The 14409-nt window shown below is 66.6% G+C and carries 11 protein-coding genes; 10 read left to right on the top strand and 1 reads right to left on the bottom strand.

Going from position 1 to position 14409, the window contains the following annotated elements; translation table 11 throughout:
- Positions 1–66: 66 nt before the first annotated feature.
- From C8263_RS11855 to pyk, 10 genes are all read left to right on the top strand, one after another.
- Entirely contained in the window at positions 67–1605 is a 1539-nt protein-coding gene (locus C8263_RS11855) for a dihydrolipoamide acetyltransferase family protein (RefSeq protein WP_107138344.1), read from the top strand.
- 200 nt (positions 1606–1805) lie between these two features.
- Positions 1806–2195, top strand: coding sequence for a hypothetical protein (locus tag C8263_RS11850; RefSeq protein WP_107138343.1), 390 nt, complete (start codon positions 1806–1808; stop codon positions 2193–2195).
- Positions 2196–2309: 114 nt separating this feature from the next.
- The gene (locus tag C8263_RS11845) at positions 2310–2969 is read left to right on the top strand and encodes a response regulator transcription factor (RefSeq protein WP_107138342.1); all 660 of its coding nucleotides are present in this window, start codon (positions 2310–2312) and stop codon (positions 2967–2969) included.
- Between the two features lie 150 nt (positions 2970–3119).
- Positions 3120–4529 (top strand): sensor histidine kinase, encoded by a 1410-nt coding sequence (locus C8263_RS11840; protein WP_107138341.1) that lies wholly within the window; start codon positions 3120–3122, stop codon positions 4527–4529.
- A 55-nt stretch (positions 4530–4584) separates the two neighbouring features.
- Positions 4585–5712, top strand: a complete 1128-nt coding sequence (gene dprA / locus C8263_RS11835) for a DNA-processing protein DprA (RefSeq protein WP_408608057.1) — start codon at positions 4585–4587, stop codon at positions 5710–5712.
- A gap of 57 nt (positions 5713–5769) precedes the next feature.
- Positions 5770–6741: an NAD-dependent epimerase/dehydratase family protein gene (locus tag C8263_RS11830; protein WP_107138339.1), complete on the top strand. Its 972-nt coding sequence runs from the start codon at positions 5770–5772 to the stop codon at positions 6739–6741.
- An 87-nt stretch (positions 6742–6828) separates the two neighbouring features.
- The gene (gene dnaA / locus C8263_RS11825) at positions 6829–8202 is read left to right on the top strand and encodes a chromosomal replication initiator protein DnaA (protein WP_107138447.1); all 1374 of its coding nucleotides are present in this window, start codon (positions 6829–6831) and stop codon (positions 8200–8202) included.
- A 360-nt stretch (positions 8203–8562) separates the two neighbouring features.
- Complete coding sequence (gene dnaN, locus C8263_RS11820; protein ID WP_107138338.1) at positions 8563–9645, top strand: DNA polymerase III subunit beta; 1083 nt, start codon at positions 8563–8565, stop codon at positions 9643–9645.
- 140 nt (positions 9646–9785) lie between these two features.
- Positions 9786–11054 carry a phosphopyruvate hydratase gene (gene eno / locus C8263_RS11815; RefSeq protein WP_107138337.1) on the top strand — a complete coding sequence of 423 codons (1269 nt, stop codon included), beginning with the start codon at positions 9786–9788 and terminating at the stop codon, positions 11052–11054.
- Positions 11055–11130: 76 nt separating this feature from the next.
- A complete protein-coding gene (gene pyk, locus C8263_RS11810; RefSeq protein ID WP_107138446.1) occupies positions 11131–12573 on the top strand; it encodes a pyruvate kinase in 1443 nt (480 codons plus the stop codon).
- Between the two features lie 487 nt (positions 12574–13060).
- Here pyk and tyrS read toward each other — a convergent pair whose 3' ends face one another.
- Complete coding sequence (gene tyrS, locus C8263_RS11805; protein WP_107138336.1) at positions 13061–14308, bottom strand: tyrosine--tRNA ligase; 1248 nt, start codon at positions 14306–14308, stop codon at positions 13061–13063.
- Positions 14309–14409: the final 101 nt, after the last annotated feature.

Here is a 14409-nt window from a genome sequence, read left to right as displayed (position 1 = left end):
CCGTCCAGGCCGCCTGCCCCGGCTGAGCGCCGAGCCAATCAAGTTTCCCAACCGACGAGGTATTCCATGAAAGAAGTGCTGCTGCCCGAACTGGCTGAAAGTGTGGTGGAGGGCGAAATCCTGAAGTGGCTGGTCCAGGAGGGCGACACCATCGCCCTGGAACAGCCCCTGTGCGAAGTGATGACCGACAAGGTAACGGTGGAACTGCCCAGCCCGGTGGCCGGCGTGCTGCACAAGCGCCTGGCCGGCGAGGGTGACGTGGTGGCGGTGCACGCCGCCATTGCCCTGATTGACGAGGGGGGGAGCGCGGCAAGTGCCCCCAGCCCGGCTCAGGGCATTCAGAACAGCGCGGGCAGCCCGGCCGCCCCCGGCAGCGCCCTGCCCCCCCAGGCCCAGGAGGAGCGCGAGCAGGTGGGCAGCATCGTGGAAGCCGGGCACCTGAAAAAAGGCGCCGACGACGATTCCACCAGTCTCTTCAAGGCCTTTGCCTCGGACGAGAAGATTCAGGTGCAGGGCCTGACCAACCGGGCCGGCGAGAATCTGGCGGGCAGCGGCGCGCCGGGCACCTACACGGGCGGCGTGGGCAGCATTCTGAACCGCGAGCCCGCCCCCGCCGGCCGCGCCGATGGCCGGGTGCTGGCTGTGCCCGCCGCGCGGCAGCTGGCCCGCGAACTGGGCCTGGACCTGACCCAGGTGCCCGGCAGCGGCCCCAACGGCCGCATCCGCGTCTCGGACGTGCTGGCCCACAGCCAGCAGGGACAGGCGGCCCCCGCGCCCCAGGCAGCGGCCCCCCAGCCGGCTGCGGCACAGGCCGCCGCGCCGGCTCCCGCCCAGAAAGCAGGGAGCGGCGGCATGACCGTGCCCCCGGTGCAGTACCGCACGCCCAAGGGCTACGAGCACCTGGAAGAGCGCGCGCCCCTGCGCGGCATGCGCCGGGCCATCAGCAACCAGATGGTGGCTTCTCACCTCTACACCGTGCGTACCCTGACGGTGGACGAGGTGAACCTCAGCAAACTGGTCGAGTTCCGTAGCCGGGTCAAGGCGGACGCCGCCGCCGCTGGGGTCAAGCTCTCGTACCTGCCCTTTATCTTCAAGGCCGTGGCGGTGGCCCTGCGCAAGTTCCCCAGCCTGAACACCTCCTTTGACGAGGCCACGCAGGAGATCGTGCACAAGCGTTACTACAACATCGGCATGGCGGTGGCCACCGATGCGGGCCTTACGGTGCCGGTGCTGAAAGACGTGAATCACAAGAGCGTCTTTGATCTGGCGCGCGAGGTCACCGATCTGGCGGGCCGCGCCCAGGCGGGCAAGCTGCAGGCCGACGAACTGGCAGGCAGCACCTTCAGCGTCACGAACATCGGGTCTATCGGCGCGCTGTTCTCGTTCCCCATCATCAACGTGCCCGACGCCGCCATTCTGGGCGTGCATTCCATCCAGAAGCGCCCCATTGTCAACGAGTACGACGAGATCGTGGTGGCGCACATGATGTACCTCTCGCTGTCCTTTGACCACCGCCTCGTGGACGGCGCCGAGGCCGCGCGCTTCTGCAAGGAGGTCATTCGCCTGCTGGAAAACCCCGACCGCCTGATGCTGGAAGCGATGTAGGGTCCGTCAGGATTCTGTGCGCGGCCTGCCTGAACACTGGGGCAGGCCGCGTTCAGCGATGTGGCCGCTCAGCAATGTGGCCCGAACTTCAGCCGCGCGTCAGGCGAACAGGGTACGCTGGGTAGTCATAAGCCCAGCTCACCCGTGGGCGCCGGGCCAACCCCCCACCCCCAGACCACACACGGAGTCCCCCGAACACCATGACCAGACTGCTCATTGCCCTGCTGACCCTCCTGACCCTGACCGCGCCCGCCGGGGCCCTGCAGCTGATCGTGTGGGACCGCGAGATGAACATCAAGCTGGGCAGCGGTGAGAGCAGCGGCGGGCGCATGACCGTGCGGCTGGTGGACGATTACGACGGGCCCGTGGTGGTGCTGTTCGCCCCCAGCGAGGACGAGCGCGCCCGGGGCGCTTTTGGGGGCCTGAAAAGCCGCTATACCGGCACCCTGAACGACGGCCAGTTGCTGCTGGAAGGCGGCGTGTCCCTGGCCCGGTTGCTGACGCCCTTCAAGCTGTCGGTGGGATTGCAGCGCGCCGGGCAGCCGGTCAGCCTGCCGGGCCTGCGTAACACCGGCAACCCGAATAAATAACGCTGGGCCAACAAAGCGCGCAGGTTTGCTCAAGCGCAGCGCACCACGGCGGCATTACGATCACAGGACCAAAGGGCGCCGCTGCCAAGCGCAGCAGGGGCCCGAAGGAGACGCATGCTGGCTCAGATCCTCATTGTGGAAGACGACCCGCACCTCGGGCCGCTGCTCAAGGAATACCTGTCGGCCGATTATCAGGTGCAGCACGCGGCCACGCTCAGGGACGCCCAGGCGTGGCTGGGCACCCACACCGCCCAGCTGATCTTGCTGGACCTGAATCTGCCCGACGGCGACGGCCTGGACCTTGTATCGGCGCTGCGGCAGTATTCCAGTACGCCCGTGCTGGTACTCTCGGCGCGCAGTGGGGTGCAGGAGCGGGTGGCGGGCCTGAATGCCGGCGCCGACGACTACCTGACCAAGCCCTTTGCCATGCCCGAACTGGACGCGCGCATCACCGCGCTGCTGCGGCGCACGGCGGCTGGCACCGGCGTGAATCTGGGCAACACCAGCCTCAGCACCAGTTCGCTGCTGCTGACGGTGGGCGACAAGCACGTGAACCTCACCGAGCACGAGGCCCGCATTCTGGAACTGATGATGCGAACCCCCGAGCGCGTGTTTTCCCGGGCAGACATTGAGTCTCACCTGTACGGCTGGGAAACGCCGAACAGCAACTCCGTTGAGGTGCGCATCTCGCAACTGCGCAAGAAGCTGGAACATGCGGGCAGTGACCTGCGCATCCGCACGATCCGCAATGTCGGCTACGTGCTGCAGGTCTGATACGGATTCCGAAAGATTCCGTAACACATTACGGAATTTTTTCGACCGGAGGGAGAAGGAACAAATGCGGATTTCCGGGAATTGGGGGAACATCCGGCTCTTTCCCGGATGTTCTGGAAATGGACGGCAGTCCGTATGAGGCGTGAGGGCATGACGCCGCAGCGGCCCGGTTCCCTTCCGCGTGGATGGCGCCGGGCCGCCCGCCTGACCCCGGGTGCGGGGCTGCACTCGGCGCGCGTGGCGTGGCGCCACTCCCTGCGCTTCCGGCTGGCCCTGACCTACAGTCTGCTGGCCCTGGGCCTCATCACCCTGATTACGCTGGGGGTGGTCACGCTGCTGCTGGGCAGTATGGAGCGGCAGTTCGTGGACCGCCTGAACGAGCGCGCCGACACCCTGGCCCAGGCCTTCAGCGATCCGGGCAGCCTGGGGCGGGCGGCAGGCAGCGCCAGCGCCTACACGATGCTGATTGGCTTTGACGGCCAGGTGAGCAGCGCCAGTTCCGCGCTGCGCGAATACATTGATTCCCCCTACCCCTTTGGCGACCTGTCGCGGGTGCCGGTACAGAACACCACGGTGCGCGTGGTCAAGCGCAAGGCGGGCAACTTCGGCACCCTGTGGGTGGGCCTGCCCGAAGATGACCTGCTGGCGGCCCGCCAGAGTGCCCTGAGTGCCCTGCTGCTGGCGCTGATCGTCTCGCCGGCCGTGCTGCTGCTGACCGGCTGGTTCGTGGGGCGGCGGGCCCTGGCCGGCCTGGAGAGTGCCGCCAACCTCGCTGACCGCATTGACCCCACCCACAGCCTGGAGACGCTGCCGCTGCCCGGGCGCGAAGATGAGGTGCACCGTCTGCTGGCCGCCATCAACCGCCTGCTGGTGCGCATCGAAGCCGGGCAGGCCCGGGAAAAGCAGCTGCTGGGCCAGATCGTGCATGAACTGGGCGCGCCGCTCACCGTTCTGAAAGCCAGCCTGCAGCGTGCCGAGGAACGCACCCACGACCCCGAGGTGGCCCGCGCCGCCCTGGTGGCCGATGAACTGACCTTCACCACCCAGGACCTGATGCAGCTGGCGCGCGGTCAGCTGGAACTGAAACTGGCGTGGCACTACATTCCGGCGCGCACCTTGCAGGGCCGGCTGGACCGGCTGGTGCCTGGAACCACCTTTGTGGGCGACTGGGGCGGCGGCATTCTCTGCGACCCTGACCGCCTGACCCAGGCGCTGCGCAACCTGCTGGCCAACGGCCGCCGGGCCGCCGGGGCCGCCGGCACCGTGACCCTGACCCTGGCTGAGAGCCCCGAGCGGCTGACCTTCACCGTGCATGACAGTGGCCCCGGCCTGCCCGACGACCTGGGCGAGCGCATTTTCGAGCCCTTCGTGAGCGGCGCAGGCAGCAGCGGCCTGGGGCTCAGCGTGGCCCGCCAGATTGCCCGGTTGCACGGCGGCGAACTGAGCGGCACCACCCACCCCCGCGGCGGCGCCCTGTTCACCCTGACCATTCCCGGGGCTGCCCTGGGTGATGAAGAGGACGAAGCCGTCGAGGAAGACCCCGTGCCAGCAGTCTCCTGAACGGCCCCGGGCAAGTTCGCCTGCTGCGCGGCCCCAGGCCCCGTATGCTGACCCGGTGACTGGCCCCACGCTGCCTGGCCCCCCTCTGTTTGACCCCGCGCCGGCCCCTCTGGCCGATGAGCGGCTGGCACTGCTGGCCCTGCGCTTCACCACCCAGCTGGGGCCGCGCCGGATTGAAGAGTTGCGGCGCCACTTCGGCAGCGCGCTGGCGGCCCTGCAGGCCCCGCCGCGTGCCCTGCGCGAGGTTCCAGGCCTGGACAGCCGCAGTGTGGCCGCCCTGACCGGCACCCAGACCCAGGGGCAGGCCCGCACCCGCGCCCAGGCCGAGTTGACGCGTACCCAGGTGGAAGGAGTGACGCTGCTGTTTCGTGGCCTGCCGGGTTACCCGGCCGCCCTGAACGCCCTGGGCGACCCGCCGGCCGTGCTGTGGGTACGCGGCAGCCTGCCAGAGCTGCCCGAGGTACCCCGGGCGATTGGCATGGTGGGCACGCGGGCCGCCAGTCCCCACGCGGCGGCCTTTACCCGCATGCTGGCCGCCGACCTGGCCCGCGCGGGCGTGGTGGTGGTCAGCGGCCTGGCGCGCGGCATTGATACGGCGGCCCACGAGGCGGCCGTGGGGGCGGGGGGCCTGAGCATCGGGGTACTGGGCAGCGCGGTGGACGTGATTTACCCGGGTGAGAACCGCGCCCTGGCCGCGCAGCTGACCCTGATCAGCGAGTCGCCACTGGGCACCCGGCCGGCCCAGCACCTCTTTCCGGTGCGCAACCGACTGATTGCGGCGCTGTCGGCCGGCACGGTGGTGGTAGAAGGCGAGCGCCGGTCCGGCTCACTGATTACCGCCACCCACGCCCTGGAATGTGGCCGCACCGTGTTCGCGGTGCCGGGCCGCGCGGGCGATCCCCGGGCCGCCGGCCCCCACCAGCTGCTGCGCGACGGCGCAGTGCTGACCGAGAACGCCGCCGACGTGCTGAACGAATTGGGCTGGGGCGCCGCCCCACCCGCCCCCCAGCCAGACCTGCCCCCCGAACAGGCCCAGGTGTTGGCCGCGCTGCACGAACCCCGCACCCTGGACGACCTGCAGGCCATCACGCGCCTGCCGCTGCCCGAGTTGCAGACGGCCCTGGTGCTGCTGCACCTGCTGGGCCTGACCCAGGAGGTGGGCGGGCGGTGGGTGCGCCGCTGAGCCGGCCCTTCCGTCTGAGGTTCGACGCCCGGCCCTCCCAGATGCCAGGATGGCCGCATGGACATTCTGGTTCTGGGCGGCACCAAGTTTGTGGGGCGGCACATCGTGCTGGCGTTGCTGGCAGCCGGGCACCGGGTCAGCGTGCTCACGCGTGGTCAGAGCCGCGATGAGCTGCCGGCCGAGGTGGAGCGCCTGCAGGGAGACCGCAATGCTGGCGCGGCGGGCCTGAGCGCCCTGGCCGGGCGCAGCTGGGCCGCCTGCGTGGATGTCAGCGGGTACACGCCCGGGCAGGTGCGCGCCAGCGCCGAGGCCCTGCAGACCCAGGTGGGGCGCTACGTGTTCATCAGTACTGCCAGCGTTTACGCTGAGCCGGACCGGCACCCCGTGCGCGAGGACGACCCCCTGCTGCCCCCCGCCGCCGAGGCCGTCACCGAGATCACCGGCGAGACCTACGGTCCCCTCAAGGTCACCTGTGAACAGCTCGTGCAGGCGGCCTACGGCGAGCGGGCCACCCTCCTGCGGCCCCAGATCGTGGCGGGGCCCTACGACCACACCGCCCGCTACCCGTACTGGCCCGACCGGGCGAGCAGGGGAGGGGAGACCCTGCTGCCCGGCGACGGCACCGACCACGTGCAGGTGATTGACGCGCGGGACCTCGCCCGCTTTACCGTGCGGGTGATTGAGCAGGGGATCGGCGGCGTGTTCAACCTCGCCGGGCCCCGCCTGAGCTGGGCCGAGTTCGCGCGGGTGCTGGGCATAGCGCAGCCGGTGTGGATAGGTCAGGACGCGCTGGAGCACTGGCACCTGGGCTTTGCCGAATTACCGCTGTTCATTCCCGAACATGCGCCTCAGGGGGGCCTGATGGACATCAGCGCCGAGCGGGCCATTGCCGCTGGCCTGACCCTCACGCCCCCTGAGGGAACCGCCTGTGACACCCGGGCCTGGAGCCAGTCGGCGGCCCTGACGTACGCCCTGACTCCCGAACGCGAGGCGGAGGTGCTGCGCGAGAACCGAGAAAGAGAGAACTGAGCCCTCCGGCCTTTCTCCAGAGAGAAGCGAAAGCGCGGGTGCTATGCTGGCCGGCGCATCAAGAGTGCCGCAAGGGAGGTGCGCCTTATCTCGCAGGAAATCTGGGCGGACGTGCTGGGGTACGTCCGCAAGAACATTTCGGAAGTCGAGTACCACACTTGGTTCGCGCCGGTCAAAAACCTGGGCGTGCAGGAAGGCTCGCTGGTGCTGGGCGTGCGCAACTCGTTTGCCCAGGAGTGGTTTCGCAAGCACTACCTGGAACTGCTGGAAGACGCGCTGCGCTCACTGGGCGCGCAGAACCCACAGGTCACCTTTCAGGTGCTGCCCGCCGCGCAAGACGCCCTGCTGCTGCCCACCGACCCGCCGCCCGCGCCCCCCATTCACACGGGCCGGGCGCCCAGCACCCCTCTGCCGGAAAACCGCAAGGTGCTCAATCCCAAGTACACCTTCGAGAACTTCGTGGTGGGGCCCAACAACAACCTCGCGCACGCCGCCGCCCTGGCGGTGGCCGAGTCGCCGGGCAAGGCGTACAACCCCCTCTTTATCTACGGGGACGTGGGCCTGGGCAAGACCCACCTGATGCACGCCGTGGGCCACTACATGACCGAGCGGTTTCCGGGCAAGCGCATTGAATACGTCTCCACCGAGTCGTTCACCAACGACCTGATCAACGCCATCCGCGACGACAAGATGACGCTGTTTCGCAACCGCTACCGCTCGGTGGACCTGCTGCTGGTGGACGATATTCAGTTCCTGGCCGGCAAGGAGCGCACGCAGGAGGAGTTCTTCCACACCTTCAACGCGCTGTACGAGAACCACAAGCAGATCATCCTGAGTTCGGACCGGCCGCCCAAGGATATCCAGACCCTGGAAGGGCGTCTGCGCAGCCGCTTTGAATGGGGCCTGATCACCGACATCCAGTCCCCGGAATTCGAGACGCGGGTGGCGATCCTGAAGATGAATGCCGAGCACAACCGCATCAACATTCCGCAGGAAGTGCTGGAACTCATCGCCCGGCAGGTCACCAGCAACATCCGTGAACTTGAAGGTGCCCTGATGCGGGTGGTGGCTTTTTCCAGCCTGAACAACGTGCCCTTTTCGCGCGCGGTGGCCGCCAAGGCCCTGAGCAACGTCTTTGCCCCGCAGGAAGTCAAGGTGGAGATGATGGACGTGCTGCGGCAGGTGGCCGTGCACTACAACATGCCTGCCGAGGTGATTCGCGGCGCCGGGCGCGTGCGCGAGGTGGTCACGGCCCGGCAGGTGGCCCAGTACCTGATCCGTGAGCTGACCGACCACTCGCTCCCCGAGATTGGGCAATTTTTTGGGCGAGACCACTCCACCGTGATGCACGCCATCAGCAAGGTCACGGAGGCACTGGGCAAAGACGCCGAACTGACTGGCTCAGTGGACACCCTGCGCCGCCGGATGCAGGGCTTGGATGATGAAGAGGCAGAGGCATAATGGTCGCTACTTCTTCTGCCCTGTTCAGAATATGTTCCAAAATCCGTTCCAAAACGGTGTGCACGGTTTCACAAGCTGTGGATAAACCTGTGGATAACCTGTGGATAACCCCGTTTTTTCTGTGGATAACTTTGTGGATAACTGGGCCCTTTCGGGAGGCTGTGGATAACCCCCAAAGTTATCCACAGGTTTTCCACAGGAAAGTGCCAGTTATCCACATTTTTGTCCACAGGGCAAAGTGGCGCTGGGCGCACCCCTAGGGCACTTTTCCACAGTTTCCACAGGCCCTATTACTACTACTACTATCTTTTTTAAGTTTAAAAACAGGAAAAAGATAGGGACCAGACAGTGAGGCAAGGCATGAACGTACAAGTCACCAAAAAAATTCTGAGCGAGGGCCTGGGCCTGCTGGAGCGGGTGATCCCCAGTCGCAGCAGTAACCCCCTGCTCACGTCCCTGAAGGTGGAGGCCAGTGAGGCGGGCCTGACCCTGAGCGGTACAAACCTGGAAATTGACCTCTCCTGTTTTGTGCCCGCCGAGGTGAAATCCCCCCGCAACTTCGTGGTGCCGGCCCACCTGTTCGCGCAGATTGTGCGCAACCTGGGCGGCGAGCTGGTGGAACTGGAACTCAGCGGACAGGAATTGTCCGTGCGCTCCGGTGGATCGGACTTCAAGCTGCAGACCGGCGACACCGACGCCTACCCGCCCCTGAGTTTCCCTGCCCAGGCCGATGTGAGCCTGGACGCGGGCGAACTGGCCCGCGCCTTTGCCAGCGTGCGCTACGCCGCCAGCAACGAGGCGTTTCAGGCCGTGTTCCGGGGCATCAAGCTGGAGCACCGCCCCGAGAGTGCGCGCGTGGTGGCCTCGGACGGGTACCGGGTGGCCATTCGTGACTTTCCGGCCAGCGGAGACGGCCGCAACCTGATCATCCCGGCGCGCAGCGTGGACGAGCTGATCCGCGTGCTCAAGGACGGCGAGGCCCGTTTCACCTACGGCGAGGGTCTGCTGAGCGTGACCACCGACCGCGTGCGCATGAACCTGAAGCTGCTGGACGGCGACTTCCCGGATTACGAACGCGTGATTCCCAAGGAAATCAAGCTCCAGGTGACGCTGCCCGCCACTGCGCTGAAAGAAGCCGTGAACCGCGTGGCCGTGCTGGCTGACAAGAACGCCAACAACCGGGTGGAATTTCTGGTGTCTGAAGGCAAGCTGCGCCTGGCCGCTGAGGGGGACTATGGCCGCGCCCAGGACACCCTGGACGTGGTGCAGGGCGGCACCGAACCGGCCATGAGCCTGGCCTTCAACGCCCGGCATGTACTCGACGCCCTGGGCCCCATCGAGGGGGAAGCCGAACTGCTGTTCTCGGGCTCTACCAGCCCCGCCATCTTCCGCGCGGCGGGCGGTGGGGGGTACATGGCGGTTATGGTCACGCTGCGCGTTTAAGGGCCGTTTCCGGGGCGGCGCTGGCCATGTCCCCGGGAACGTTAGACCGGGTTTATCCGGCACCCGCCGCCCCCGCTTATAGTGTCTGAAGTACACCTTCCGCCCGGCGGAAGGGCCGTGAATTGGGGAGGAAAACAGGAATGAAGATTCAGAAAGTGATCGCCCGTGAAGTCCTGGACTCGCGCGGGAACCCCACCGTGGAAGCTGAAGTTCACCTCGACAGTGGCCTGTTGGGCCGCGCCATCGTGCCCAGCGGGGCCAGCACCGGCACCCACGAGGCGCTGGAACTGCGTGACGGCGGCAGCCGCTACCTGGGCAAGGGCGTGCGGACGGCCGTGAAGAACGTCAACGAGGCGCTGGGGCCCGCCGTGGTGGGCCTGGAGGCCAGCGAGCAGGCCGCCATTGACGCTGCCCTGATGGCCGTGGACGGCACCCCCAACAAGGGCCAGCTGGGCGGCAACGCCATTCTGGCTGTCAGCCTCGCCACGGCGCGCGCAGCGGCGGCCGAGTTGAACATTCCCCTGTACCGCTACCTGGGCGGCAGCAACGCCAGGACGCTGCCGGTGCCCATGATGAACCTCATCAACGGCGGGGCGCACGCCGACAACTCGGTGGACTTTCAGGAATTCATGGTGATGCCGGTGGGCGCGCCGACCTTCCGCGAGGCGCTGCGCTACGGCGCCGAGACCTTCCACACTCTGAAAAAGGTGCTGGCCAGCAAGGGCTACAACACCAACGTGGGCGACGAGGGCGGCTTCGCCCCGGACCTGAAAAGCAACGAGGAAGCGCTGAACGTGCTGCTTGAAGCTATCGAGAAGGCCGGTTACGAGCCCGGCAAGGACATCGCCATCGCACTGGACCCCGCCGTGACCGAGCTGTACAAGGACGGCCAGTACCACCTGGAGAGCGAGGGGCGCAGCCTCTCCACCGCCGAGATGGTGGACTTCTGGGCCGACTGGGCCAGCCGCTACCCGATTGTCAGCATTGAAGACGGTCTGGCCGAGGACGACTGGGACGGCTGGGCCGCCCTGACTGCCCGGATTGGGGGGCAGGTGCAGCTGGTGGGGGACGACCTGTTCGTGACCAACCCCGAGCGCCTGCAGCGCGGCATTGACACGGGGGTGGGCAACGCCATTCTGGTGAAGGTCAACCAGATTGGGTCCCTGACCGAGAGCATGGACGCCATTGAGCTGGCCAAGCGACACCATTACGGCACCGTGATCTCGCACCGCAGCGGCGAGTCTGAAGACCACTTCATCGCGGACCTTGCGGTGGCCACCAACGCCGGGCAGATCAAAACGGGCTCGGCCAGCCGCTCGGACCGCATTGCCAAATACAACCAGCTGCTGCGCATTGAAGACAGCCTGGGCGACCGCGCGGTCTATCCGGGCCGCAAGGCGCTGCGCTAAATCCTGTGAGCGGGCGGTGGGGGCCATCTCCGCCGCCCGCTGCCACTGGCCTCATGGAAAGGATTCCACCATGCACATGAAAGACATTGACCGCGCCACCAAGATCGTGGCCACCGTGGGCCCCGCCAGCCGTTCGCCCGAGGTACTGGGCCGCATGATTGACGCGGGCATGAACGTGGTGCGCATGAACTTCAGCCACGGCGACCGCGAAGACCACCGCCAGACCGTGCAGATGGTGCGTGAACTGGCCGAGAAAAAGGGTGTGGCCATCGGCATCCTGCAAGACCTGCAGGGCCCGAAGATCCGCGTGGGCCGCTTCAAGGACGGCGCCGTGACCCTCAGCCCCGGCGATACCTTCACCATCACCATGGACGACATTGAGGGGGACGCCGAGCGGGTCTCCAGTACCTACAAGGGCCTGGTGCATGACGTGCGGCAAGGGATGGCACTCCTGCTGGACGACGGCAACATGGCCCTGCAGGTGGAGAGCGTGCGCGGCCAGGACGTGATCACCAAGGTGGTGATCGGCGGCGTGCTGAAGAACAACAAGGGCATCAACGTGCCCGAGGCGGACCTGAGCGTGCCGGCGCTGTCTGAAAAGGACGTGCAGGACATGGAGTTCGGCGCCGAACTGGGCGTGGACTGGGTGGCCCTGAGCTTCGTGCGTTCACGCGATGATCTGCTGCTGGCCCGGCACTACCTGTCGCGCTTTGGCAGCCGCGCCAAGCTGATGGCCAAGATCGAAAAGCCCCAGGCCGTGGACCGTTTCGAGGACATTCTGAAAGAGGTGGACGGCGTAATGGTGGCGCGCGGCGACCTGGGCGTGGAGATGCGCCCCGAGCAGGTGCCCACCATCCAGAAGCGCCTGATTCGCCTGTGCCGGGAAGCGGGCAAGCCGGTGATCACCGCGACCCAGATGCTGGAGAGCATGATCAACCTGCCCCGGCCCACCCGCGCCGAGGCCTCGGATGTGGCCAACGCCATTTACGACGGCACCGACGCCGTGATGCTCTCGGCCGAGTCGGCGGCGGGCCTGTATCCGGTGGAATCGGTGGCCATGATGGCCCGCATTGCCCATGAAGCCGAGGACAGCGAGCATTACAAGATGCTGCAGCGCCAGCTGGTGATTGACACCGAACTGGCCCAGGACGCGATTGCCTCCGCTGCCTGCAACATTGGCGAGAAGCTGGATTCGCCGGCCATTGTGACGTTCACCAGCACGGGCGGCGCGGCCTCACGCATTGCCAAGAACCGCCCCCCGCTGGCCATTCTGGCGCTGACCCCCAACGAACAGACCCGCAATCAGCTGGCCCTGTCGTGGGGCGTGGTGCCGGTGCTCAGCGAAGACCCGCGCAACACCGACGACATGGTGCGCATTGCCAACGACGAACTGCGCCGCAGTGGCCTGGCCGATGTGGGCGACCGCTACGTGATCACGGCGGGCGTGCCCTTCGGCGTGCGCGGCACCACCAACATGCTGCGCGTGGAGCGCCTGCGCGAGGACCAGCTGCGCTTCTGATATAGGCCTCAGGTGAGCCGAAGGCGAACCTGAGCGGAGCGAACACGAGAAAACACGGGACTAAGGCGATGGAAAAGCATATTTGCGCTCCTGCCACTATGCTTTGCCATTAGAGGAGTCCCGTATACCTTCAGCAGGCAACAAAGACTGGAGGGGCCAGCAAGCGGCCCCTTCAGTTCTTGTTGGCCTGAGCGCAGGCCACGTTCAACCTCCGGATTGTTCTCAGACGGCGCCGGCCGTCTGATTCAGGCCCGGTTGTGTCAGGGCGGCGTCACCTTTTTATCCACAGGCACGGGGTTTTTCCACACTCTTCCTGTGGATAAGTCCACTGCTGCCTACAGGCTTTTGCGCGTGCAGGGCGTTGTCCACAGCCCCTCGGAGTTCTCCACAACGCCCTGTGTATAACTTCCGGGCGCGGCCCTGTTGCGCGGGCTGCGCGCCGGGCCGCTGACAGGTCCATGAAGGCCCCATGAAGGGCCGGGGTGGCCTAGGACCCCAGGCGCAGGCGCGCGAACTTGTCCTTGCCCTTCTGAAGCACCGCGCCGCCCTCTGCCGAGAGCTGGTCCCGGCTCAGGGCACCCTGGGGGTCGGTGAAGGGCTCACCGTTGAGCTTCAGGCCCCGGTTCTGCATCAGCTTGCGCGCGGCGCCGTTGCTGGGCTCCAGTCCAGCCAGCACCACCAGTTTTGCCATGCTGACGCGCCCGTCCTCGCCCAGTTCACTGCCCGGCACCGTGACCTCGGGGAGGTTCTCGGGGATGCCGCCCCTGGCCACGGCCCTGAAGCGCGCTTCGGCCGCGTCCAGGTCCGCGTCCGGGTAAAAGGCGCGCACCACCTCGCGGGCCAGTTCACGGTGAGCGGCCACCGGATGTCCGGCCAGCAGCTCATCAATGCGCTCGCGCCTCAGGTCGGTGAGCAGGGTGAAGTAGTTGTCCAGCAGGGGATCGGGCACCTTCATCAGCCCCGCGAACATGGCGTGCGGCTCGTCGGTCAGGCCAATGTAGTTGTCCAGGCTCTTGGACATCTTTTCCGTGCCGTCCAGGCCCACCAGCAGCGGCAGGGTCATGACCACCTGCGGTTCCTGGCTGTAGTCGCGCTGCAGCGCCCGGCCCACAAGATTGTTGAACAGCTGGTCCGTGCCGCCCAGCTCCACGTCCGCTTCCAGCGCCACCGAGTCATAGCCCTGGGTCAGCGGGTAAAGCAGTTCGTGCATGGCGATGGGCACGCCGCCCTCAAAGCGCTTTTTGAAATCGTCGCGCTCCATGATGCGCGCGACCGTGTAGCGGCTGGCCAGCCGGATCACATCGGCGTAACCCATGGGTTCGAGCCACTCGCCGTTGTAGCGAATTTCCAGCACTTCAGGCTCCTGGCGCAGCACCAGCCGGCACTGTTCCAGGTAGCTGCCGGCGTTCTGGCGGGTCTGTTCCAGGGTCAGCGGTGGGCGCGTTTTGCTCTTGCCGCTGGGGTCGCCGATCATGGCGGTAAAGTCGCCAATCAGCATGATCACCTTGTGGCCCAGATCCTGAAACTGCCGCATCTTGCGCAGAATCACCGCGTGGCCCAGGTGCAGGTCCGGTCGGGTGGGGTCGGCGCCCAGCTTCACGCGCAGGGGCACGCCGGTCTCCAGGCTGCGCTCCAGTTTGCGGCGCAGGTCGTCTTCAGACACCAGGTCCACCACGCCGCGCCTCAGGATCTGCAGTTGCTCGTCCACCGGTACATTCCGCCGAATTTCATTCATGAAGGACCCCCAGGAAGAAAGCGGCGAACTCGTGACAAGTTCGCCGCTTCAGGATTGGATTTCAGGCTAGCTGACCCCCACCTTGCGGCGGGGCAGATACG

Origin of the sequence: Deinococcus arcticus (assembly GCF_003028415.1) — a bacterium.
GTDB lineage: Bacteria > Deinococcota > Deinococci > Deinococcales > Deinococcaceae > Deinococcus > Deinococcus arcticus.
Note: the sequence above shows the minus strand (reverse complement) of the source record. Positions and strands in the feature narration are given on the sequence as shown.